22 protein-coding genes and 3 pseudogenes are annotated in these 23065 nt (G+C 69.5%); 10 read left to right on the top strand and 15 right to left on the bottom strand.

The genetic code is table 11. The annotated features are described in order from the left end of the window. On the top strand, positions 1–334 hold a 334-nt coding region (locus tag BLR05_RS08820; RefSeq protein ID WP_143015873.1), incomplete at its 5' end, for a transposase. Positions 335–355: 21 nt separating this feature from the next. Here BLR05_RS08820 and BLR05_RS08815 read toward each other — a convergent pair. From BLR05_RS08815 to BLR05_RS08805, 3 genes are all read right to left on the bottom strand, one after another. After that, positions 356–2182 (bottom strand): methyl-accepting chemotaxis protein, encoded by a 1827-nt coding sequence (locus BLR05_RS08815; protein WP_092833788.1) that lies wholly within the window; start codon positions 2180–2182, stop codon positions 356–358. Between the two features lie 211 nt (positions 2183–2393). Then, a complete protein-coding gene (locus tag BLR05_RS08810; RefSeq protein WP_092833786.1) occupies positions 2394–3497 on the bottom strand; it encodes a M14 family metallopeptidase in 1104 nt (367 codons plus the stop codon). Positions 3498–3638: 141 nt separating this feature from the next. Further along, positions 3639–4856: a M20 aminoacylase family protein gene (locus BLR05_RS08805; RefSeq protein WP_092833784.1), complete on the bottom strand. Its 1218-nt coding sequence runs from the start codon at positions 4854–4856 to the stop codon at positions 3639–3641. Between the two features lie 78 nt (positions 4857–4934). Between BLR05_RS08805 and argE the strand changes: the two genes are divergently transcribed. Beyond that, positions 4935–6095 (top strand): acetylornithine deacetylase, encoded by a 1161-nt coding sequence (gene argE / locus BLR05_RS08800; RefSeq protein ID WP_092833782.1) that lies wholly within the window; start codon positions 4935–4937, stop codon positions 6093–6095. A 16-nt stretch (positions 6096–6111) separates the two neighbouring features. Here the strand turns inward: argE and BLR05_RS08795 are convergent, their stop codons facing one another. Continuing rightward, positions 6112–7254, bottom strand: a complete 1143-nt coding sequence (locus BLR05_RS08795) for an ABC transporter substrate-binding protein (protein WP_092833780.1) — start codon at positions 7252–7254, stop codon at positions 6112–6114. A 142-nt stretch (positions 7255–7396) separates the two neighbouring features. On the opposite strand from BLR05_RS08795, the gene BLR05_RS08790 reads away from it, so the two are divergent. After that, positions 7397–9475 carry a molybdopterin-containing oxidoreductase family protein gene (locus BLR05_RS08790; RefSeq protein WP_092833818.1) on the top strand — a complete coding sequence of 693 codons (2079 nt, stop codon included), beginning with the start codon at positions 7397–7399 and terminating at the stop codon, positions 9473–9475. Positions 9476–9551: 76 nt separating this feature from the next. Here BLR05_RS08790 and BLR05_RS08785 read toward each other — a convergent pair whose 3' ends face one another. Next, positions 9552–10277 (bottom strand): pirin family protein, encoded by a 726-nt coding sequence (locus BLR05_RS08785; protein ID WP_092833778.1) that lies wholly within the window; start codon positions 10275–10277, stop codon positions 9552–9554. Between the two features lie 183 nt (positions 10278–10460). On the opposite strand from BLR05_RS08785, the gene BLR05_RS08780 reads away from it, so the two are divergent. Beyond that, complete coding sequence (locus BLR05_RS08780; protein WP_092833776.1) at positions 10461–11363, top strand: LysR family transcriptional regulator; 903 nt, start codon at positions 10461–10463, stop codon at positions 11361–11363. Between the two features lie 22 nt (positions 11364–11385). Here BLR05_RS08780 and BLR05_RS08775 read toward each other — a convergent pair whose 3' ends face one another. The 4 genes from BLR05_RS08775 to BLR05_RS08760 form a co-directional block, all read right to left on the bottom strand. Next, on the bottom strand, positions 11386–12123 hold the full coding sequence (locus tag BLR05_RS08775; RefSeq protein WP_092833774.1) for an SDR family oxidoreductase: 738 nt from the start codon (positions 12121–12123) through the stop codon (positions 11386–11388). Further along, on the bottom strand, positions 12120–13097 hold the full coding sequence (locus BLR05_RS08770) for a Bug family tripartite tricarboxylate transporter substrate binding protein (protein WP_092833771.1): 978 nt from the start codon (positions 13095–13097) through the stop codon (positions 12120–12122). The genes BLR05_RS08775 and BLR05_RS08770 overlap by 4 nt, the downstream gene beginning before the upstream one ends. A gap of 69 nt (positions 13098–13166) precedes the next feature. Beyond that, on the bottom strand, positions 13167–13928 hold the full coding sequence (locus BLR05_RS08765) for an SDR family NAD(P)-dependent oxidoreductase (RefSeq protein WP_092833769.1): 762 nt from the start codon (positions 13926–13928) through the stop codon (positions 13167–13169). A gap of 13 nt (positions 13929–13941) precedes the next feature. Further along, entirely contained in the window at positions 13942–14787 is an 846-nt protein-coding gene (locus BLR05_RS08760; protein WP_092833767.1) for an ureidoglycolate lyase, read from the bottom strand. 93 nt (positions 14788–14880) lie between these two features. Between BLR05_RS08760 and BLR05_RS08755 the strand changes: the two genes are divergently transcribed. Then, positions 14881–15843 (top strand): LysR family transcriptional regulator, encoded by a 963-nt coding sequence (locus tag BLR05_RS08755; protein ID WP_092833765.1) that lies wholly within the window; start codon positions 14881–14883, stop codon positions 15841–15843. A gap of 24 nt (positions 15844–15867) precedes the next feature. Here BLR05_RS08755 and BLR05_RS08750 read toward each other — a convergent pair whose 3' ends face one another. Continuing rightward, the gene (locus tag BLR05_RS08750) at positions 15868–16833 is read right to left on the bottom strand and encodes a LysR substrate-binding domain-containing protein (RefSeq protein WP_092833763.1); all 966 of its coding nucleotides are present in this window, start codon (positions 16831–16833) and stop codon (positions 15868–15870) included. 121 nt (positions 16834–16954) lie between these two features. Here BLR05_RS08750 and BLR05_RS08745 point away from each other — a divergent pair, with 121 nt between their 5' ends. The 4 genes and pseudogenes from BLR05_RS08745 to BLR05_RS08730 form a co-directional block, all read left to right on the top strand. Further along, positions 16955–17236 (top strand): hypothetical protein, encoded by a 282-nt coding sequence (locus BLR05_RS08745; RefSeq protein ID WP_230681532.1) that lies wholly within the window; start codon positions 16955–16957, stop codon positions 17234–17236. Continuing rightward, positions 17149–17442, top strand: a pseudogene (locus tag BLR05_RS08740) (dihydroxy-acid dehydratase domain-containing protein); the annotation flags it as partial. The gene BLR05_RS08745 and the pseudogene BLR05_RS08740, both read left to right, overlap by 88 nt. A gap of 214 nt (positions 17443–17656) precedes the next feature. Beyond that, on the top strand, positions 17657–18844 hold the full coding sequence (locus tag BLR05_RS08735) for a fumarylacetoacetate hydrolase family protein (protein ID WP_092833761.1): 1188 nt from the start codon (positions 17657–17659) through the stop codon (positions 18842–18844). A 27-nt stretch (positions 18845–18871) separates the two neighbouring features. After that, positions 18872–18994: pseudogene (locus BLR05_RS08730) on the top strand (TRAP transporter small permease); the annotation flags it as partial. A gap of 329 nt (positions 18995–19323) precedes the next feature. On the opposite strand, the gene BLR05_RS08725 reads toward BLR05_RS08730, so the two are convergent. The 3 genes and pseudogenes from BLR05_RS08725 to BLR05_RS08715 all read right to left on the bottom strand — a co-directional run. Then, entirely contained in the window at positions 19324–19569 is a 246-nt protein-coding gene (locus BLR05_RS08725) for a PIN-like domain-containing protein (protein ID WP_092833759.1), read from the bottom strand. Beyond that, positions 19566–19907: a MerR family transcriptional regulator gene (locus tag BLR05_RS08720; RefSeq protein WP_092833757.1), complete on the bottom strand. Its 342-nt coding sequence runs from the start codon at positions 19905–19907 to the stop codon at positions 19566–19568. Before BLR05_RS08720 ends, BLR05_RS08725 begins: the two co-directional genes overlap by 4 nt. A 54-nt stretch (positions 19908–19961) precedes the next feature. Beyond that, a pseudogene (locus tag BLR05_RS08715) lies at positions 19962–20456 on the bottom strand (type 1 glutamine amidotransferase domain-containing protein); the annotation flags it as partial. A 104-nt stretch (positions 20457–20560) separates the two neighbouring features. Between BLR05_RS08715 and trhA the strand changes: the two are divergent. Further along, the gene (trhA, locus tag BLR05_RS08710) at positions 20561–21172 is read left to right on the top strand and encodes a PAQR family membrane homeostasis protein TrhA (protein ID WP_092833815.1); all 612 of its coding nucleotides are present in this window, start codon (positions 20561–20563) and stop codon (positions 21170–21172) included. A 92-nt stretch (positions 21173–21264) separates the two neighbouring features. Here the strand turns inward: trhA and BLR05_RS08705 are convergent, their stop codons facing one another. Together BLR05_RS08705 and BLR05_RS08700 are read right to left on the bottom strand one after the other, a co-directional pair. Continuing rightward, a complete protein-coding gene (locus BLR05_RS08705) occupies positions 21265–21960 on the bottom strand; it encodes a type 1 glutamine amidotransferase domain-containing protein (RefSeq protein WP_092833755.1) in 696 nt (231 codons plus the stop codon). Positions 21961–22073: 113 nt separating this feature from the next. After that, positions 22074–23051, bottom strand: a complete 978-nt coding sequence (locus tag BLR05_RS08700; protein WP_092833753.1) for a Bug family tripartite tricarboxylate transporter substrate binding protein — start codon at positions 23049–23051, stop codon at positions 22074–22076. Between the last annotated feature and the right edge of the window lie 14 nt (positions 23052–23065).

Below are 23065 nucleotides of genomic sequence, written 5' to 3'. Positions count from 1 at the left end.
AGAAGTGACGGACCGCAAAGGAGCCTTGCAGGCGCTGCAGCGCTGCCAACCTGCGCTGGGCAGGGTGCGAAGCCTGCTGTGCGACAGCGGCTACGTGGGCAAGCCGTTCGCCCTGGGCGTGCAAGAGATCCTGGGCGAGCACGTCACCGTTCAGATCGCCAAGCGAAGCGAGTTGCACGCGTTCAAGGTGATGCCTCAGCGCTGGGTGGTGGAGCGCAGCTTTGCCTGGTTGGACAAGAACAGGCGTTTATGGAAGAACTGCGAGAGGTTGCTCAACACCAGCTTGCAGTTCGTCCACTTGGCATTCTTGGCTTTGCTGTGTCGAAGATCGTAAACAGGCTCTTAGACGGCACCGTCAAAACATCTCCCAGTCGTCCGAACCGCCCGCGGCGGAGCTGGCGGCCGGGGCCGGGCGGGCGGCGGGCGCCGGAGGGGTGGAGGCGGCCGGCGGCTTGGCCGCCGTCCGGCCGGGCAGGGACGGCACGGACCGCGGCGGCTGCACCGCCCGCGCCGAGGAAGGGGCCGGCACCGCCGCCGGACTGTGGGGCGTTGCCGGCTTCACCCGGGCAGAGGCGGCCGCAGGCGCGGCGGGCGCTGCATGCAGCGGGGCGGCAGCCGGCGAACCCCGCAGATGGAACACCTCCACCGCACGCACCAGTTCGGCGGCCTGGGTGCTCAGGCTGCTGGCCGCCGCGGCCATCTGCTCCACCAGGGCGGCGTTCTGCTGCGTGGCGTGGTCCACATGGGTGATGGCTTCGGCGATCTGGTCCACGCCCTGGCTCTGCTCGGCGCTGGAGGCGCTGATCTCGCCCATCAGGTCAGTCGCGCGGCGGATCGAGGCGACCACCTCCGTCATGGTGGCCCCGGCCTGGTCCACGAGCTGGCTGCCGCGGCCCACGCGCTCCACGCTGCCGGTGATGAGCTCCTTGATCTCCTTGGCCGCCGTGGCGCTGCGCTGCGCGAGGGTGCGCACCTCGGACGCCACCACGGCGAAGCCGCGGCCCTGCTCGCCGGCGCGCGCGGCTTCCACCGCGGCGTTCAGCGCGAGGATGTTGGTCTGGAAGGCGATGCCGTCGATCACGCCGATGATGTCGCCGATCTGCCGGCTGCTGTCCTGGATCTCCTTCATGGTGTCCACCACCTGGGCGACGACGGTGCCGCCATCCGCGGCCACGCTGGAGGCGGCCCGGGCCAGTTCATTGGCGCGGCGCGCGCTGTCGGCGTTGCGGCGCACGGTCGATCCCAGTTCCTCCATGGACGCCGCGGTCTGCTGCAGCGCAGAGGCCTGCCGCTCCGTGCGGGAAGACAGGTCGTGGTTGCCTGCAGCGATCTCGCGGCTGGCGGAGGAAACGCTCTCCGAGCTGGACCGCACGGTGGTCACCACCGAGGCCAGCCGGTCGCGCATCGTGCCCAGGCCCGCCATGACGCTGGAGCCGTCCCGCGCACGCACCGGAACGTCCACGGCCAGGTTGCCGCCCGCCACGGAGAGCGCCACCCGCTTGAGGTCGGGCGGGTCCGCACCCAGCTGGCGCACCACGGACCGCAGGTACCAGCTCAGCCCGGCGAGGCAGGCCGCCACGACCAGCACCGCGATCGTGGCGAGGTTGCGGTCGGTCTTGGCCAGGGCCTGGACGTCGTTGATGCGGGCGGAAAGGCGTTCGCCCTGGCGCTCCTTTTCCTTCCCGAGCGGCGCCAGCAGGCGGTTGCGCGTGGGAATGGTACGGTCCACGAGCATGGCGAACGCTTCCTGCCTGCGGCCGGCCTGGATGAGCTGGATGTTGTCCGTGCCGGTGGCCCAGAACTCGTCCATGAGCGCCGGGATCGGGGCGTAGGCCTGGCGGCCGTCGTCGGAGAGCATGTTGTCCCCGAAGTCCTTCAGCGTCCTCTGCAGCAGGACGCGCTTTTCCGCGATGTCCGCCAGGGTGGCGTTGAGCTCCTCGGGAGTGCGCGAGAGGATGGCGTGCCGCAGCTGCAGCGAGACCCGCGTGACGTTCAGCTCCAGCTCGGCAATGCGCTGCAGCTGGGGAACGTTGTAGGCGCGGACGATCTCGGCATCGTGGCTGAGCTGCTCCATCATGGTCCAGATCGAGACGGCCACGACCGCCAGCAGAGCGAAGATGAGCGTGTTGATCGCCATCAAACGCCGCGCCATGGTCCAGCGGCCTGTTGCTTGCCCTTGCATGGGTGCTCCTCCCTTCACGGTGAACGGCCGTGTGGTGTTCCGGAGCGCCCTCTCCCGCCCCGGTCACTGCCGATGTGGTTGGTGTCTCGACATTGTTTGCAGGAATTCACGAAAAAACCAGGGGGCACGCGCGCCATGGCGGCAGGCGCATCACGAAAATCGCTGTAGGCCGTGCCTTGCACCCCTCCGGCGGGATGGGGCCGGGCAGCCGTCAGGGGCGGCCGGCCAGGCCGTCGGCCGCCTGCAGCAGCGCCTCGCGCGCCTGCTCGACAATACGTGCCTTCCACGCCGGCGTGTCGGTGTAGAACGCGGCCAGCACCTGCTGCCGGATGGCTTCCGCCGGGCCGTCAGGTACCTCGGGATGCAGGTGCCGCCAGTGGTCGGCGCGCAGGGCGTGCAGCACCTCCAGGATGGGCACGGTGCCGTATTCGAGCGCGATGCCGGTCATTTCGGCCTGCGGGCACTCGTCGTACACGCTGTTCCACATGAGCCCGGTGAGGAAGGCGGAGCTTGCCGATCCGTCGTAGATCGACGTGACCGGCGTCGCGCCGCCCCCGTCCCACCAGGCCCGCGCGCGCGCGATGGCGGCGGCATCGTTGCGGCCCGCGTAGATGCGCTCGCCATGGCCGCTCGGCCCCAGGCCGGTGTGCAGGTCGATCCAGGCGATGTGCCGCGCGGCAGCGCCGTGCGCGCGCAGCACGCGCCGCAGGGTGAGGTTGCTCCAGGTGGGTCCGGTGCCGCCGAAGAACATCCCCTGGGGGAACTCGTGCTGCCCCCCGGTGATGGCCGCCTGCCATGCCGCCTCGCCGCGCTCGGCGATGAACGCGGCCACGGTGCGCTCGTTCTCCGGAGACGGGGGCCATTGCGCCGGCAGCAGCAGCGGCGCGACATCGCGGTAGGCCGCGTTGACCGGCAGGGGCCGGCTGAAATCCTGGAAATTGCGGTTCAGGTCCACGTTCTCGTGCGTGGCGCGGCGCGTGTGCGAGAAGCCGTGCGGGTTCAGCCCGTGGATGTAGAGCACCGCCAGCCCCGCATCCCGGGCCCGCGCGCGCCAGGCCGCGTCGTGCAGCGCGAACACCTGCACCCCGCTGCCGCAGTGGCCTTCCACGCCGTGGCAGGCGCTGCTCAGGACGAGCAGCCGGCGCGCATCGGCAGGGCCGTCGCGCACCACGTCCATCGCCAGTGCCTCGCCTTCGCGGCCTGGCAGCGGATGGGGATGCGACTCCACCGCGAGGCCGGCCGCAGCCGCCGCGCCGAGGAACTGCGCGCGGGCCTGCGCATAGGTGGGGGAAAACGCGTGCGCGGTGTCGATCATCCTGGAAGGTTCCTGGGGGAAAGGCGTACAGGGTGGGCATGCCCGCCCGCGCCTGCGCCCGCCGCCGCTGCCGGGGCGGGGTGCAGTGCGGAGGCATGCCGCGGGCCGGCCCGTCAGGCCGGCGGCGGCAGGGCCCGGGCGTCAGGCCGCCGTGGCGGGGCGCGGCGACGACAGCCACTGCCGGGCCAGTTCCACCCAGTAGGTGGCACCCAGCGGGAGCAGGTCGTCGTTGAAGTCGTAGCTCGGGTTGTGCAGCGTGCAGGGGCCGCCGCCATGGCCCATCTCGCGGTGCGCGCCTTCGCCGTTGCCGATGAAGCAGTAGGCGCCGGGCCTGGCCTGCAGCATGAACGCGAAATCCTCCGCCCCCATGGTGGGCTCCTGCGGCGACACGTTGCCCGCGCCCACGATGCCCTCCATCACGCGGCGCGCGAAGGCGGCCTCGGCCGGCGCGTTCACGGTGGGCGGGTAGTTGCGGTGGAACTCGAACTCGCAGGTGGCTTCGTGCGCGGCGCAGGTGTGCTCGGCCACCTGCTTCATGCGCTGCTCGATCATGTCGAGCACCTCCAGCGTGAAGGTGCGCACCGTGCCCTGCAGCTCGCAGCTGTCGGGCACGACGTTGGTGGCCTCGCCCGTGTGGATCATGGTGACCGAGATCACGCCGGCATCGACCGGCTTCTTGTTGCGGCTGATGATGTTCTGGAAGGCCTGCACCATCTGACAGGCCACGGGCACGGGGTCGATGCCCATGTGCGGCATGGCGGCGTGGCTGCCCTTGCCGCGGATGACGATCCTGAATTCGTTGGACGAGGCCATGACCGGGCCGGGGCTGACCGCGAACTGGCCGGCCCGCATGCCGGGCCAGTTGTGCATGCCGAACACGGCCTCCATCGGAAACTGGGTGAACAGGCCGTCTTCGATCATCACGCGCGCGCCGCCGCCACCCTCTTCCGCCGGCTGGAAGACCAGGTACACGGTACCGTCGAAATCGCGGTGCTTCGCGAAATGCTGGGCCGCGCCGAGCAGCATGGCCGTGTGGCCGTCGTGGCCGCAGGCGTGCATCTTGCCGGGGTGGGTGCTGGCGTGCGAGAAGGTGTTGAACTCGGTGATGGGCAGCGCGTCCATGTCGGCGCGCAGGCCCACCGCGCGGCCCGAGGCGCCGCCGTCGCGGCCGTGCACGATGCCCACGACGCCCGTCTTGCCCAGCCCGCGGTGGATGGGGATGCCCCATTCGGCGAGCTTGGCGGCCACGATGTCGGCCGTGCGCACTTCCTCGAAGCACAACTCGGGATGCGCATGGATGTCGCGGCGCACGGCGGCGATGGATGCCGCCTCGGTGACGATGGAGTCGATGAGTTTCATAATGGGTACTTCCTTGGTCCGGAGAGTCTAGCCCTGCCTCCGCACGCGCACCAGACAGGGTTATTCCACACTCCCGCGATGCTGTCCGAACACGCTCTCTCGCTCGCCCAGGCCCTGGTGCGCATGAACACCGTGAGCCACCGGTCCAACCTGGAGCTCATCGATTTCATCCAGTCCGAACTGGGCCGGCTGGGCGTGAAATGCCGGCTGACGCACGACGCAAGCAAGACCAAGGCCAATCTGTTCGCCACCCTGGGCGAGGGCAAGCCCGCAGGCATCATCCTCTCGGGCCACACCGACACCGTGCCCTGGGACGGCCAGGACTGGAGCGTGGACCCGCTCTCGGCCACCGTGCAGGACGGCCGGCTCTACGGCCGGGGCAGCGCCGACATGAAGGCCTTCATCGCCATCGCGCTGTCGCAGGCGCGCCAGTTCCTGGAAAGCGATGCGCCCTTCGCCCTCCATTACGCCTTCAGCTACGACGAGGAAGTGGGCTGCTTCGGCGCGCGCGAGCTCATCGCCGACCTGCGCGAGGCCGGCGTGCGGCCCCTCGCCTGCATCGTGGGCGAGCCCACCGACATGGTGCCGGCCATCGCGCACAAGGGGGTGTACCGCTACCGCTGCTGCGTGCGCGGCAAGGAGGCGCACTCCTCGCTCACGCCGCATTCGGTGAACGCGATCGAGATGGCCGCGCGCGTGGTGGGCCGCGTGCGCGACATGGCCGAGGGCTTCGAGCGCGAGGAGCCGCGCTTCGATGGCTTCGACGTGCCGTTCTCCACTGCCAGCGTGGGCCAGTTCCACGGCGGCATCGCCGACAACGTGGTGCCGCGCGATGCGGAGTTCCGCTACGAGTTCCGCGACCTGCCCACGGCCGACGCGGCCCGCATGCAGGCCGAGGTGGTGGCCTATGCGCGCTCGCTGGAGCCCGCGATGCAGGCCGTGGCACCGCAGACGGGCATCACCTTCGACACCATCTGCGAGATCCCGAGCTTCCTGGGCAGCGCGCAGGACCCCGTCACGCGCCTGGCGCAACGCCTCGCGGGCGAGGCCGGCACCACGCTGGTCGCCTTCGGCACAGAGGCCGGCCTCTTCAAGGACGCCGGCATCTCCACCGTGGTCTGCGGCCCGGGCAGCATCCGGCAGGCCCACCAGCCCGACGAATACGTGAGCCTGAAGCAGCTCGCCCGCTGCGAGGCCTTCATGCGTGGCCTGGCACAGACGCGGGAGTTCGAGGCCTAGGGCCTTTCCGCAGGCCCTAGACCATCACCCGGCCATCCCCGGTCAGCATCGACATCTCGACGAAGCGCGAGCCCGCGTGGCTGCTGCTGCTGAGGCTGATCGGGTAGCCTGAGACCGTCGCGGTGCCGATGGCTTCCAGGCCGGCGACGAGCGACTCGCGCGTGGGCCTGCCGCCGCCCTGCCGCAGGCCTTCGGCGAACACCCGGGCGGCCACGAAGCCTTCCATGCTCGAATAGTTGGCCTGCACCTTGTCGCCGCCCTTCTTGATCGCGTCCTGGAACTCCCGGGCGATCTGCCGCGTGGTCTGGTAGGGCGAGGGCATCACCTGCGAGACGACCACGCCCGCGCCGTCCCGGCCCAGCGCGTCGGCCAGGGCCTGCGTGCCCACGAAGGAGAGGTTGTAGAAGGTGCCGCCGTAACCCGCCTTGCGCGCCGCGCGCACGAAGGCCGCGCTCGCCGCGTAGGTGGTGACCATCACGATGGACTCCGGGCGGGCGGCCACGAGCTTGCCGACGGCCGGGGCGACGTCCACCGAATTGCGGGGCACGGTCGCCGTGGCGTGCGGCTTGAGCTGGTCCTGCGCCAGGACCAGGGTGACGCCGTCCAGGCCCGCCTTGCCGTAGGCGTCGTCCTGGTGGAACACCGCGATCCTGCGCAGCCCCAGATGGGTGAGCTGCCGCACGATCACGGCCGTCTCGTCGTTGTAGGACGCGCGCACGTGGAAGATCAGGCGGTTGAACGGCTGGCGCAGCGCCTCCGCTCCGGTGAAGGGCGCGAAGAAGGGCACCCTGGCCTGGTTGAACAGCGGCAGCGCCGCGAGGCTGGTGGGCGTGCCCACGTAGCCGAAGAGGGCCAGCACGTCCTGCTCGATGAACTTGCGGGTGTTGTCCGCGCACCGGTCGGGCTCGTAGCCGTCATCCAGGGTGCGCAGCTCCACCGGCCGCCGGCCGATGCCGCCCTGGGCGTTGAGGGCGTCGAAATACAGTTTCGCGCCCGCGTGGAACTGCACGCCCAACTGGGCGGACGGCCCGGAGAACGGCGCCGACTGGCCGAGCACGATGGGCCCTTCGGACTGCGCGCGCGCCGGCCCGAGCCCCGCGACCGCGGCCATCCCCAGGCCGATGGAAAACCGCCTGCGCCCCAGAACTGCCTGCTTCATGGTGAAATCCCCCCTTGGGGCTCGACAGCCGGCTTGCGGCAGATCCGGCCCCGGTGTTGTTGAAACCCTGGAAAGACCGCGCAGTACCTGCCCAGTCCGCCTGCGCGCGCAGTGTATCGCCCCGTCCCGCCCGATGCCCACGATGGAAACCATTTCGCACACTCCAGCGCCGTCCGGCGCGCTCCTGCAGGTGCGCGGCGCCTGCCCCCACGACTGCCCCGATACCTGCGCCCTGGTCACCACCGTGGAGAACGGCGTGGCCGTGAGGGTGCAGGGCAACCCGGCCCATGGCCACACCGACGGCGTGCTCTGCGCCAAGGTGTCGCGCTATGCCGAGCGCACCAACCACCCCGACCGCATCCTGACGCCGCTGCGCCGCGTCGGCCCCAAGGGCAGCGGGCAATTCGAGCCCGTGGGCTGGGGCGAGGCGCTTTCGGATATCGCGTCGCGCCTCTCGGCCATCGCGGCGCGCGACCCGCAGGCCATCCTGCCCTACAGCTACGCCGGCACCATGGGCCTGGTGCAGGGCGAGAGCATGGACCGGCGGTTCTTCCACCGCCTGGGCGCCTCGCTGCTGGGGCGCACCATCTGCGCTGCCGCGGGCGGCGAAGGGCTGAACCAGACGCTGGGCGGCAAGGTGGGCATGAAGGTGGAGCATTTCGCGGAGTCGCAACTCATCCTCATCTGGGGCAGCAACTCCATCGGCAGCAACCTGCATTTCTGGCGCTATGCGCAGCAGGCCAAGCGCGCGGGCGCCCGGCTGGTGTGCATCGACCCGCGCAAGACCGAGACAGCCGACAAGTGCCACGAGCACCTGCAACTGCTGCCCGGCACCGACGCCGCGCTGGCGCTGGCGCTGATGCACGAACTGATCACGAACGACTGGCTGGACCACGACTACATCGCGCGCCACACCGTGGGCTGGGACGGCCTGCGCGAGCGCGCGCTGGCCTGGCCGCCCGAGCGCGCCGCGGCGGTCTGCGGGCTGCCGGTGGAGCAGATCCGGCAACTGGCGCGCGACTATGGCACCACGCGGCCGGCCGCCATCCGCCTCAACTACGGCATGCAGCGCGCGCGCGGCGGCGGCAATGCCACGCGCGCCGTGGCCTGCCTGCCCGCGCTCGTGGGCGCCTGGCGGCACCGTGCGGGCGGGCTGCTGCTCTCCAGCTCGGGACAGTTCCCCGTGCAGCGGCCGGCGCTGCACCGGCCCGACCTGATCCCCGCGGGCGTGCGGCCGCGCACCATCAACATGTCCACCATCGGCGACGACCTGCTGCGCGCCGCATCCCCGGAGTTCGGCCCGCGCGTCGAGGCCGTGGTGGTCTACAACAGCAACCCGGTGGCCGTGGCGCCGGAATCCGCCAAGGTGGTGCGCGGCTTCGCGCGGGACGACCTGTTCACCGTGGTGCTGGAGCACTTCCAGACCGACACGGCCGACTACGCCGATTACGTGCTGCCCGCCACCACGCAGCTGGAGCACTGGGACATCCAGGTGGCGTACGGCCACACCGACGTGCTGCTGAACCGGCCGGCCGTGGCGCCGCTCGGCCAGGCCAGGCCCAACACCCAGGTGTTCCGCGAACTGGCCGCGCGCATGGGCTTCACCGAGCCGTGCTTCGCCGATAGCGACGAAGACCTCTGCCGACAGGCCTACGGCGGCCATGTGGACTTCCAGCGGTTGCTGGATACGGGTTTCGCCACGCTGGCGATTCCCGATGCGCCGTTCGCGGAAGGCGGCTTCCCGACGGCATCGGGCCGCTGCGAATTCCACAGCGAGCGGCTGGCCGCGCAGGGGTTCGATCCGCTGCCCGACTACCTGCCCAACCGCGAGCCCGCGCAGCCGGGCGGGCGCTATCCGCTCGCGATGATCTCGCCGCCCGCGCGCAACTTCCTGAACTCCACCTTCGTGAACGTCACGAGCCTGCGCAACATCGAAACCGAGCCGCTGCTGGAGATGCACCCGGACGACGCCGCCGCGCGCGGCATCGCCGACGGCACCTCCGTGCGCGTGTTCAACGACCGCGGCAGCTACGCCTGCCGCGTGGCGCTCAACGGCCGCGCGCGTTCGGGCGTGGTGCACGGCCTGGGCATCTGGTGGCGGAAGTTCGGCCTGCAGGGCACGAACGTGAACGAGGTGACGGGGCAGGCGCTGACGGACCTGGGGGCGGCGCCGACGTTCTACGACTGCGCGGTGGAAGTCGAGACGTTGGCTTCTCCCTGAATACGGCTCCGCTGGAGTCGCCTGCGGCGCCCTCATCCTGAGGCGGGATGCAGCCGACCCGCCTGCACGTTGTCCCTCAGTACGGCATCGTCGGCAGCTCGTTCGGCCGCAGGTCGAACACCAGCACCTCAGCGTCCTCGCCCCGGGCGAAGTGCAGCGGCCCGGCGTTGCGGATGCGGGCGCCGTCGCCAGCGTCCAGGCGCTCGCCGTTCACCTCCATGCTGCCGCGTGCCACATGCACGTACACATGGCGGTTCGGGCCCACCGCCAGCTCGGCGGATTCGTCACCGTCGAACAGCCCGGCATATACCCGTGCATCCTGCCGCACCGCCAGCGAGCCGTCGGCCCCTTCCGGCGAGATGATCCGGCGCAGCCGCCCGCGCTTGTCCGCCTCGGTGAAATGCACCTGCTGATAGCGCGGCTGGGCACCGCGCTCGTTCGGCACGATCCAGATCTGCAGAAAGTGCACCGGCGCGTTGGCCGAATGGTTGAACTCGCTGTGCTGCACGCCGCTGCCGGCGCTCATCATCTGCACGTCGCCCGGGCGGATCACCGAGCCCGTGCCCATCGAATCCTTGTGCTCCAGCGCGCCTTCCAGCACGTACGAGAAGATCTCCATGTCGCGGTGGCCGTGCGTGCCGAAGCCGTTGGACGGCGTCACCCGGTCGTCGTTGATCACCAGCAGATCGGAGAAGCCCTGCTGGTTCGCGTCGCGGTAGTGGCCGAACGAGAACGTGTGGCGGGACTGCAGCCAGCCGTGGTTGGCGGTGCCGCGGTGTTGGGCCTTGCGGATGTCGAGCATGTCATTTCTCCTTTGCTGATTCGATGGAATTCACACTGCACGCCGGGAGCCTTTCTGATCGCTGCTCCCTGGCGTTGCGTACTGCGATGGAAGAAGTATCCCGCGCCAGAAGTCCCCGCAGGTTGAAACGTTTGGCCATTCATCATCGATAATTTCGATGATGCAAACCACCCGGGCCTGGCCATGCTGAAACTCACCCTGGAAGCCATCGAACTGGTGGACGCCATCGCGCGCCACGGCTCGTTCGCGGGCGCGTCGGAGCGGCTGCACAAGGTGCCCTCCACCATCTCGTACGCCGTCGCCAAGCTGGAAGAGCAGCTGGGCTTCGCGCTCTTCACCCGCAACGGCCCGCGCATCGCGCTCACGCCCGCCGGCCAGGAAATGATCCGCGAAGGCCGGTGGCTGCTGTCATCGGCCCGGCAACTGGAATCGCGCATGCGCCAGATCGCCACCGGCTTCGAATCGGAAGTGCGGCTGGTGCACGACTCGCTGATTCCCACCGCAGCCTTCAACCCCGACATCTGCGCCTTCGAAGACCTGGACTGCGGCACGCGCCTGCGCATCGCCAGCGAAGCGCTGACCGGCACCTGGGAGGCCCTGCGCGAAGGCCGCGCCGACATCATCGTGGCCGCCGGCGAAGGCCCGGCCGGCGGCGGCTACAAGGCCGTGGCCGTCGGCAGCCTGGCCTTCGCGTTCTGCACCACGGCCACCCACCCGCTGGCGCAACTGCGGCGCCCGCTCACCCGCGCCGACCTGCTGGAACACACCGCCATCGTGGTGGGCGACGGCGCGCGGCAGTTGACCGACCGCACCGTCGGCCTGCTCTCGGGCCAGCGGCGCATCACCGTGCCGAACATGCAGGCCAAGATAGCCGCCCAGGCCGCTGGCCTCGGCCACGGCTTCGTGCCGCGCGCCTGCGTGCGGGTGGAATTGGAGACCGGCGTGCTGGTGGAGCTGCAGGTGGAGGAGCCCCGGCCCGACGAAACCTTCTGGCTCGCCTGGTGGCCGGACCACATGGGGGAGGCGCTCAAGTGGTGGCGGCAGCGGCTGGACCGGGGCCTGCTGCCGGGGATACTGGCGGTTTGACGGCGGGTTCCGCCGTGCGCTTTCAGAGCGTGATGCCGCCGTCGATGGCGTAATTCTGGCCCGTAACGAACGAGGATTCGTCGCTGGCCAGAAACACCACCAGCGGCGCGATCTCTTCGGCCGTCGCCAGCCGGCCCATGGGCTGCCGCGCCACGAACGCCCGGCGGGCGTTCTCGGCATCGCCCGTGGCGGCGATGCGATCGGCCAGCGAGGGCGTGTCCACCGTGCCGGGGGACACGCTGTTGCACCGCACGCCCGCGCCCACGAAATCCGCCGCGACCGACTTGGTCAACCCGATCACTGCGGCCTTGCTCGCGCCGTAGACGCAGCGCCCGGGCAGCCCCTTGAGCGAGCTGGCCACGCTCGCCATGTTGACGATGCTGCCGCAGCCCGCCTGCACCATGCGGGGCAGCACGGCCCGCATCGTCCAGAACTGCGAGCGCACGTTCAGGTCCATCGCCAGCGTCCAGTCGTCATCGCTCGCCTGCAGCACGGTCCCGGCATGCACCGTGCCCGCGCAGTTGAACAGCACGTCGATCCGCTCCAGCGTGGCGAAGAAGGCGTCGATGGCGGCCCGGTCGAGCACGTCGAGCACCGCGGTGCGGATGCCGTCCGTGCCGTCCAGCGAGGCCAGCAGGTCGGTCCGGATGTCGGTGGCCCACACCTGGGCGCCCTCGCGGGCCATGGCCAGCGCGGTGGCCCGGCCGATGCCCTGCCCCGCCGCGGTGACCACCGCGGTCTTTCCGGCGAGCCGCTTCATTTCTGCAGCCCCAGCCGGGGCACCAGCTCGGCGTAGAAGGCGCGGTCTTTGTCGATCACCTTCTGGAACGCCGCCGCATCGGTATAGGCCCAGCCCAGGTTGGACTTGGCCAGCACCTCGCGGAACGCCGCGTCGTCGGCCGTTTTGGCCGCCACGGTGCCGAGCGTCGCCACGATGTCCGGCGGCGTCGCCTTGGGCACCGCCAGGCCGCGCCACACCCCGATGGAGAGATCGATGCCGCGTTCCTTGAGAGTCGGTACCTTCTCGAACAGCCCGCCCACCCGCTGGTCCGCCATCACGGCCAGGGTGCGCATCTTGCCGGCGGCGACGTGCGGCGCCACCTCGCCCGGGCTCACCGCGAGGGCATCCACGTGCCCGCCCAGCAGCGCCACCGCCGCCGGCGCCGCGCCCAGGAAAGGCACGTGGTTCACGGGCAGCGAGAGCTTTTCAGAGAACGCCGCCGCCGCCATGTGCCAGATGGAGCCCACGCCCGCGTTGGCGATGGACACCGGGTCCTTGCGCTTGCGCGCGTCGGCGATGAATTCCTCGATCGTCTGCCAGGGCGCATCGGCCCGCACCGTGATGGCCGACGGATCGGCGTTGAGCCGCGCGATGGGGCGCAGGTCGGCCGCGGTGTACTTGGTGATGCCCAGGTTCGGAATGATCGTGAGCTCGCAGATCACGATGCCGATCTTGTAGCCGTCGGGTTTGGCGTTGATCAGCTCCGCCGTGCCGATGGCGCCGCTCGCGCCGGGCTTGTTGACCACGATCATCGGCTGCTGCGGCAGGTACTTCTTGCCCACCTCGGAGAAGGCCCGCCCGACGATGTCGGTGCCGCCGCCTGCCGCCACCGGCACGATCAGCTCGATGGGCTTGCTCGGATAGTCGCTCGCCCACGCGAGGGCGGACGTGCCGCCGAACGCCAACGCGCAGGCCGAGGCGAGGACCTGGCGTCTGTCGGGATAGGGATGCATGTTCTTTGTCTCCTGTGCTCTGTGGTCTCTTCTTGTGGATGCGCTGCAGCCGCGGTGGCGGTCCGGCTTTCAGTAGGTGGCCCGCCCTCCCGAGAGGTCGAACACCGCGCCGGTGGTGAACGAGTTCTCTTCGGACACCAGCCAGGCGACCATGGCCGCCACCTCGTCCACCTCGACGAAGCGCGCGCGCGGAATCTTCGAGAGCATGTAGTCGATGTGCTGCTGCGACATCTGCTCGAAGATCCGGGTGCGCGCTGCCGCCGGGGTGATCGCGTTCACGGCGACGTTGCGGGCCGCCGTCTCCTTGCCCAGGCTCTTGGTGAGCGCGATCACGCCGGCCTTGGAGGCGCTGTAGGCCGAGGCGTTGGGGTTGCCTTCCTTGCCCGCGATGGACGCGATGTTGACCACCCGCCCGTAGTCGCGCGCCACCATGCCCGGCACCACCGCCTTGTTGACGTGGAAGGCGCCGTCGAGGTTGATCGAGAGCACCTTGCGCCATTCCTCGATCGGATATTCGCCCAGCGGCAGGTTGGCGCCCGCGATGCCGGCGCTGTGCACCAGCATGGCGATGGGGCCCGAAAGGCTCTCGGTGCGGGAGACCGCGGCTTCTACCTGTGCGAAGTCGGTCACGTCCACCGTCACACCGCTCAACGCCCCCTCGGCACCGGCACCGGCCAGTGCCTGCCGCGCGGCGGCGATGGCCTCGGCGTCCCGGTCCCACAGGCAGACCTTCGCGTGGCCCGCCAGCAGGCGCCGGGCGATGGCCAAGCCGATGCCCTGGGCACCGCCCGTCACGACCGCGGTGCGGCCGTCGTAGTCGTACTGGACCATGGCGATGCTCCCGTCAGGCTGCGACGGTCTTCTGGCACTGCTCGCCCAGCCCCTCGATCCCCAGCCGCAGGGTCTGGCCCGGGCGCAGGTACACCGGCTGCGGCTTGATGCCCATGCCCACGCCGGGCGGCGTGCCGGTGGAGATCACGTCGCCGGGCTGCAGCGTCATGAAACGGCTGAGGTAGGACACGAGTTGCGGCACGTTGAAGATCATGGTGCGCGTGTTGCCGTTCTGGTAGCGGCGGCCATCCACTTCCAGCCACATGTCGAGCGCATGCGGATCGGGCACCTCGTCGGCCGTCACCAGCCAGGGGCCGGTGGGGCCGAAGGTGTCGCAGCCCTTGCCCTTGTCCCAGGTGCCGCCGCGCTCGAGCTGGTAATTGCGCTCGGACACGTCGTTGACCACGCAGTAGCCGGCGACATGCGCCAGGGCATCGGCCTCTTCCACATAGCTCGCGGCCGTGCCGATCACCACGCCCAGCTCGACCTCCCAGTCGGTCTTCTCCGAGCCGCGCGGAATCTTCACGTCGTCGTTGGGGCCGACCACGGCGGACGTCCACTTGTTGAAGACGATGGGCTCGGCCGGGATCGGCATGTTGGATTCGGCGGCGTGGTCGGCGTAGTTGAGGCCGATGCAGACGAACTTGCCGATGCGCCCCACGCACGCGCCGATGCGGGGGGTGCCGGGCACGGCCGGCAGCGTGGCCGGGTCGAGGGCCCGCAGCCGGGCCAATGCATCCGGCCCGATCGCATCGCCGTCGATGTCGCGCACATGGGCGGACAGATCGCGGACCACGCCCTGGGCGTCGAGCAGGCCGGGCTTTTCCTGGCCCGGGGGGCCGAAACGCAGCAACTTCATCGCATGTCTCCTTGTGTGCCGCGGATTCTCCGGCCCGGCCGGACTGCTGCATAGTGAAAGCTTCGCATGGGGTGATAGCCCCGAGGAATCACCGTGATACCCAGCCTCTCCTCGATCACGTCGCGCCTGCGATTCCGCCACCTGGGCCTGCTGGTGGCGCTGGAAGAATGCGGCAGCCTGCACCGCGCGGCCGAACGCCTGGGCATGACGCAGCCCGGCCTCACCAAGGCGCTGCGCGAGGTCGAATCCACCTTCGGGGCCGAACTTTTCGTGCGCACGAAGCAAGGCGTGCGGCCGAACGAACTGGGCCTGTGCCTCATCCGCCATGCGCGGCTGGTGGGTGCCGACCTGGAGCACCTGCGCGAGGAAATGAACGGCGTGCTGCGCGGTAGCGGCGGCCGGGTGGCGGTGGGCGCCATCACCGGCGCGCTGCATTCGGTGCTGATCGCGGCGGTGTCCGAGCTGCGGCGCACGCAGCCCGCGCTCTCCATCGAGATCCGGGAAAGCACCAGCCTGGAGCTGCTCGATGCGATCAACGAAGGCCGGCTCGACCTGGCCGTCGGCCGCACCACCGTGTCCAGCAACGTGGAGCAGTTCGACTACGAAGAACTGATGGACGAGGCGGTGGCCGTCGCCGTGGGCCCGCAGCATGCACTGGCGAAGTCGCGGCGCGTGACGCTCACGCAACTGGCCCGCTGCCGCTGGGTGTTCTATCCGGGCAACATGCCGCTGCGCAAGCTGCTGGAACGCGAATTCCGCGAGGCCGGGCTGGAGCTGCCGCCCTACCCGATCGAAACCTCGTCGTCGCTGGCCACCATGCTGATGCTCAAGGAAGACCCGCAGCTGGTGGCGCTGATGTCGTCGGCGACCATGGAGTTCTGCGAAGAGCACGGCATCGCGCGGCGGCTTCCGCTGAAGATCGGCTCGCGCCACGAGGCCTTCGGCATCGTCACCCGCCGCGGCGCGCGCCTCACGCCCGCGGCGGCGATGCTGGTGCAGTGCCTGCGCCGCGCCGCCGGCCAGCCCGCCGGCCAGCCCGCCGGCCAAGGCGGCTGAGGGCCTGCGCCCGGCGGCTGCCGTTCACCCCTGCCGCCCGGCCACCACCACCTGGCCGCTGGCCACGTCGCGCAGCACTGCCATGAAGGCCTGCGCCGCCGGCGTCGGTGCCTCGCCCTGGCGCACCAGCATGCCGTAGTCGGGCATCGCCCGCGGCACGTTCACGTGGATGGGGGCGAGCAGGCCCTTGGCGATGTACCGGTCGGCCAGCGCGCTGGGCTGCAGCGACAGCATGTCGGTGATGCGCAGCGACTCCAGCGCGAACAGGAACGACTGCGTCTCCATCACGCCCGAGGCCGGCGTCATGCCGATGGCGCGGAAGATGTCGTCGGACACCTTGCGCAGCGCCGTCGATTCCGGGTAGAGCAGCCAGGGCCAGTGCGCGAGGCGGCCCACCTCCAGGTCCTGGATGCCGCGCAGCGGATGGTGCGGCCCGCCCACCACCTGCAGCGTCTCGCCGGAAAGACGCTCGTACTGGAAGTCCGCCTGCTGCGCCTCGTCGGTGAAGCGGCCGATCATCAGATCGATCCTGCGCTCGCCCAGCCAGGCGATGAGCTGGTCGCTGCTCTGCTCGCGCACCTTCAGCACCAGCAGCGGCCGGCGCCGCTGCATCTCGGCGATGGCCGTGGTCAGCAGCCGCGCGGCCGAGCCGGAAATCGCCCCGATGGACAGCTGGCCGTGGCCGCCCTGCTTGAGCGCATTGAATTCGTCCACGAACTTCGCCTGGCCCGCCAGCGCGGAGGCGGCATAGCCCAGCGCGAACAGGCCCAGCTCGGTGGGCCGCATCTCGCGCGGCAGGCGCTCGAACAGGCGCGCATCGAAGATTTCCTCCAGGTCCAGCAGGATCTTGGTGGCGGCCGGCTGCGTCACGTGCATCTGCTCGGCCGTGAGCCGCAGGTTGCGCGTCCGCCCCAGGATGTCGAGGAACTGCAGGTGCCTGGAGCGCAGGCGGCTGCAGGCGATGGCGATGGATAAGGGTTTTCCCGGCATTTTGGGGTGACCGATAACTGGAAGGAATGCCCCGTGGAAAAACACTGATTGGACGCCACGGGCACCGCCCCCTAGTCTGCACCCCGCGACACCCAAGAACATCCACAGGAGACAAGACACCATGCAATTCCACGCAGCCTTCAAGACGTTCGCGCTGGCCACCGCCCTGGCGGCCGTGCTGGCCACGCCCGCCATGGCGCAGGTGCGCGAGCGCACTTTCAAGATCGGCACCGGCATCACCGAAGACCATCCGCAGGCCCGGGCTTCGCGGCACCTCGACGAGGTCCTCGCAGCCAGGAGCGGCGGCAAGATGCGCGCCAAGCCGCCGCGCTGGACCGCAACCTCTCCTGCCTGGGCCTGGCCGAGATCCCCTACGGCTACCCCATCGACGCGGTGGTGCTGACCACCGGCAGCGACAAAACCACGCCGGCCGGCATCATGGCCGCCTCCACCGCCGACATCCCCGCCATCGTGCTCTCGGGCGGGACGATGCTCGACGGCTGGCACGACAACGAACTGGTGGGCTCGGGCACCGTGATCTGGCGCAGCCGCCGCATGCTGGCGGCCGGCGAGATCAACGAGGAAGAATTCCTGCAACGCGCTGCTGCCCGAAGACGAAATCGCCCGCCGCCGCCGCCCGTGCCCGCCAGCCGCTCGCCCAGGGAGGCGCTCTACCGCGAGAAGACGGGCCAGCTCGCCGACGGCGCCACGCTGGATTTCGCGCTGCAGTTCCGCCGCATCGCCGGGCAGACGCCCCGCCACAACCACTGAGCGCCGGGGCCGCTGCGCCCCGATGCATCCCCCCATTTCGAGGACGAGAAGCATGAACGACGACGACAAGAACCACCTGCTGCCCGACGACGGCCTGGCCGGCACGCTGGTGGCCCGGGCCTGGACGGACGGCCCGCAGGGCGGCCCGGCGGTGGTGGCACTGCGCCCCGAAGGCGTGTTCGACATCAGCCGCACCTTCCCCACCATGAGCACCCTGCTCGACGCGGAACGGCCCGCCGAGGCGGCGCGCCAGGTCATCGGCGAACGCCTGTGCGCGGTGGAAGACTTGCTGGGCAACAGCCGGCTCGGCACCCGCGATGCTGCGCGCCCCTTCCTGCTCGCGCCCTGCGACCTGCAGGTGGTGAAGGCCGCGGGCGTCACGTTCGCCGCCAGCATGGTCGAGCGCGTGATCGAGGAACAGGCGCACGGCGACGCATCGCGCGCCCAGGAGCTGCGCGGCAAGGTGCAGGCGCTGATCGGCGAGAACCTCGCGGACATCCGCCCCGGCTCCGACAAGGCCATGGCGCTGAAGACCCTGTTGCAGCAGCAGGGCCTGTGGTCCCAGTACCTGGAAGTCGGCATCGGCCCCGATGCCGAAGTGTTCACCAAGGCCCCCGTCCTGGCCTCCGTCGGCACCGGGCAGGAGATCGGCATCCGCGCCGATTCGGCCTGGAACAACCCCGAGCCCGAGGTGGTGCTGGCCGTGAACGGCCGCGGCGACATCGTGGGCGCCACGCTCGGCAACGACGTCAACCTGCGCGACATCGAGGGCCGCAGCGCCCTGCTGCTCGGCAAGGCCAAGGACAACAACGCCTCCTGCGCCATCGGCCCCTTCATCCGGCTGTTCGACGGCAGCTTCGGCATGGACGACGTGCGCCGCGAGACCGTTCACCTGGAGGTGCGCGGCACCGACGGCTTCACCATGCGCGGCATCAACACCATGGCCAGCATCAGCCGCGATCCGGCGGACATCGTCGCCCAGACCCTGGCCGCGCACCAGTACCCGGACGGCTTCATGCTGTTCCTCGGCACGCTCTTCGCGCCCATCGAAGACCGGGGCGAACCCGGCGCCGGCTTCACCCACCAACTGGGCGACGAGGTCACCATCCGCAGCGCCCGCCTGGGCGTGCTGCGCAACCGCGTCACCCACAGCGAGACCGCGCCGCCCTGGCAGTTCGGCATGCGTGCCTTCATCAACCACCTGGCCGCGCGCGGCCTGCTGGACGGCCCCAGCCTCTGACGCACACGCCCCTCAGGAGACACAACCATGGAACGATGGATGGACCGCTATTGCCGGCTGCTGGATTTCCTCATGGCCGGCGCGCTGGCGGTGATGGTGGCGATGGTGTTCGGCAACGTCGTGCTGCGCTACGCCTTCAACACCGGCATCGGCCGCGGCCTTCCTGCTCTACGACCTCTGGCGCGTGCTGAGCGGCCAGCTGCGCGGCGACTCGCTGGTGATGGTCCCGCGGCGTCTGGCCGTTCATGCTGGCGAAGTTCGCGATGATGTTTTTGATGGTGGCGTTTCCGGTGCTGGTGACGTGGCCGGCGAGGTTGTTGTACGGATGAGCGCGGATCACACAACCCTTCTGGCTCTTCATTGCATAGAGCGCACCACCGTGGTGAGCAGGAGATGTTGAAGTGGCCGCGGCAGCGGCTGGATTGGGCGGTGGCTACCGGTTGACTGACCAGGCGCCGCTGACTGTGCTGCTGCACAAGCTAGATCTGCTTGAATTTGCCGGTCCCATTGCGCTTGCGGAAAGCATCTTGCGAAATGATCGTCCACTGCCCACGCTCCTGCCCCAGAACTTCCAGCCGCTCCACATCTGGCGTATTCGGCTTGAACCTTTCTGACAGGTGAACGATTTCTCCCATTTGGTTATCTGCGAACCGGGCATTGCTGATGGATGCGATGCCGGCCACCCACTTGCCGGGCGGCATGTTGTTGTCGAACAGGAAGTTCAATGCACGGTCCGCTTGAGGCTTTCCTCAGGGTGAGATACGCCGTATAGATCGCGAGCACTGGCAAGACAGCGACGCACCACACTCAACGATACGCCATTGCGCATGAACTCGCGAATGAAGCGCAGTTCCAGCAGGTCATGGAAACCGATGACGTCTTCGTCGAAGTGCTCATCTACGAGCTGAGTCGTCCATAGCGGGGGAATGTCCACGCGCGACGAGGCGTCGCCGGCAGTCTTGCGGTAGTGGTAACCGAAGAGCCAGCGGCGGATGTCCCGATTGTCCACGGCGATGAGCCGTGAAGCCTCAGAAACCGAGTAGATACCGGTGCCGTGATACATGCTGTGATGAGTTTACAGGACCAAGCAGCAATCCTGTTCTCGGCCCCGGCAGCCTCACCCCAACAACTGCAACATCGCCTTCGCCGCCGGCTCCGACGACGCCGGATTCTGCCCCGTCACCAACGCCCCATCCGTCAGCACGAACGGCGCCCAGTCCGCGCCCTTGGGGTATTCGCCGCCGTTGGTCTTGAGCATGTCCTCCACCAGGAACGGCACCACCTGCGTGAGCTGCACGCCCTCTTCCTCGCTGTTGGTGAAGCCCGTCACTTTGCGTCCCTTCACCAGCGGCTCGCCGCCCGGCGCCTTGGCGTGGCGCAGCACGCCGGGGGCGTGGCAGACCAGGGCCGGCGGCTTCTTGGCAGCGAACGTCTTTTCGATCAGCGCGATGGATTGCGCGTCTTCGGCCAGGTCCCACAGCGGGCCGTGGCCGCCGGGGTAGAACACGGCGTCGAAGTCTCCGGCGCGCACGCTGGCGAGCGGTACGGTGGTGGCGAGCTGCTGCTGTGCATCGGCATCGGCCTTGAAGCGGCCCGTGGCATCGGTCTGGGCGCGCCAATCCCGTCTGGCGGATACCGCATGGACTGACCCTTTTCTTCATCCCCATGTCACGCCCGGCTGATTCACTGGCGCCAATTCACCGCTGCTCCATGGAAATACGCCCCGGCGAACGCTTCAACACCTGCACCCATTTGCTGGGGTTCGCGCTGGCTGTTCCAGGCGTTCCCCTCATGCTCATCGTCAGCCTGCCCAGCGGGGACGTGGGCAAGATCGCGGGTGGGCTGGTTTTTGCGCTGTCCTGCGTGGCACTGTATGCCGCATCCACCTTTTTCCACAGCGCGCATGGGCAGGCGAAGCTGTGGTGGCAACGGGCGGACCACTGCGCCATCTACCTGCTCATTGCCGGCAGCTACACCCCCTTCGCCCTGGTCGCGGCGCGAGGTCCCTGGGACTGGGCCGTCCTGGTGGCGGTGTGGAGCATCGCCTTGCTGGGCATGGTGCGCGAACTGGGCGTCGCTTCTCCGGCACCACCCCTGCCGCTCTACATGGGCATGGGCTGGGCCATGGTGGTCGCTGCCGTGCCACTGCTTGCCCGGATCGACGCCGGAGGGCTGCGGTGGCTGCTCGCCGGCGCAGCCCTCTACACGGTGGGCACGGTCTTCTACGTCAATCGCGCCGGCTATCGCCACGCGCATGGGGTCTGGCACCTGTTCGTGCTGGGTGGAACGGCGAGCCACTATGCAGCGGTGGTCAACGTCGTGGCCTGACCGCGTGCTGAGGACTCTGCAAAGCGGCCCGTTCGACTTGCTCATAGCTCATTCCTCCGAGAGTGTTGAGCCTCCTCGAAATCCGGGGCGATTCAACAGCACCACCCCAGCAGTTGCAACAACGCCTTCGCCGCCCCCTCCGACGACGCCGGATTCTGCCCCGTCACCAGCATCCCATCCGTCAGCACGAACGGCGCCCAGTCCGCGCCCTTGGCGTACTCGCCGCCGTTGGCTTTGAGCATGTCTTCCACCAGGAACGGCACCACCTGCGTGAGCTGCACGCCCTCTTCCTCGCTGTTGGTGAAGCCCGTGACCTTGCGGCCCTTGACCAGCGGCTGGCCGTCCGGTGCCTTGGCGTGGCGCAGCACGCCGGGGGCGTGGCAGACCAGGGCCAGCGGCTTCTTCGCCGCAAACGTTTTTTCGATCAGCGCGATGGATTGCGCGTCTTGGGCCAGGTCCCACAGCGGGCCGTGGCCGCCGGGATAGAACACGGCGTCGAAATCTCCGGCGCGCACGCTGGCGAGGGGCACGGTGGTGGCGAGCTGCTGCTGCGCGTCGGCATCGGCCTTGAATCGGCGCGTGGCGTCGGTCTGGGCGCTCTCGTCGTCGCTCTTGGGGTCGAGCGGCGGCTGGCCGCCTTCCGGGGATGCGAGGGTGATCTCAGCGCCCGCGTCCTTGAACACGTAGTACGGTGCGGCGAATTCTTCGAGCCAGAATCCGGTTTTCTTGCCGGTGTCGCCGAGGCGGTCATGGGACGTGAGAACCATCAGGATGCGCGTGCTTGCCATGGGGAATGTGCTTTCGTGGAGTCGGTCGGACAACACTCCACCGTAGCGCAATTCCCCCGGGCCGCGCGGCCAGGGCGCCGGGTTCGCGGCGCCGGCCTACAGGGTGGGAATCGTCAGTCCAGCTTCACGCCGGCCGCCTGGATGATCGGCCCCCAGCGCTTCGCCTCGGCGCGCGCCATCGCGCGGAACTGCTCGGGCGCGCCGGGCAGCGCCTCCATCCCGAAATCCTGCATGCGCTGGACGACGGTGGGCGTGGCCAGGGCCTTGTTGATCTCGCCGTTCAGGCGGCCGACGATGGCCGGCGGCAGGCCCGCCGGGCCGAGCACGCCCTGGAAGGCATAGACCTCGGCATCGGGCACGCCCACTTCGGCCAGCGTGGGCACCTGGGGCAGGCGCGCTGCGCGGCGGCCCGAGCCGATGGCGAGCGCGCGCACCTTGCCCGACTGGATCACCGGCAGGCCGGCGGCCAGGTCCAGAAACATGCACGGCACCTGCCCGCCCATCACGTCCTGCAGCGCCGGGGCCGCGCCGCGGTAGGGGATGTGGGTCAGGAAGGTCTTGGTGCGGTTCTTGAACATCTCCATCGCCAGGTGGTGGGGCGATCCGTTGCCCGGCGACGCGTAGTTCAGCTTGCCGGGGTTGGCGCGCGCATACGCGATGAATTCCTGGAAGGTGCGTGCCTCGAAGCCCGGGTGCACCACCAGCGCGAGCGGGAAGCGCGAGAGGCCGCCGATGTAGGTGAAGTCCTTTTCCGGGCTGAACGGCAGCTTGCTGAACAAGTGTTCGTTGTAGGCCAGCAGGGCGTTGTCGGCCGACATCAGCGTGTAGCCGTCCGGCCTGGCGGTGGCGACGATCTGCGCGCCGATGTTGGTGGAGGCGCCGGGGCGGTTGTCCACCACGATCTGCTGGCCCAGCGGGGTGCGCAGCGCCTCGGCCACGGTGCGGGCGAGCACGTCGGTGCCGCCGCCGGGCGGGTACGGCACCACCCAGCGGATGGGCTGGCCGGGGTAGTCGGACTGGGCGCGCGCCCAGGGCTGGACGGCCAGGGCGGCCGCGGCGGCGGCGCTCCCCAGCAGGGTTCTGCGGTGCATGGTTGTCTCCTGTT

This window comes from Paracidovorax cattleyae, from assembly GCF_900104515.1.
Lineage (GTDB): Bacteria > Pseudomonadota > Gammaproteobacteria > Burkholderiales > Burkholderiaceae_C > Paracidovorax > Paracidovorax cattleyae.
This window is presented reverse-complemented; position numbering and strand designations above follow the sequence as displayed.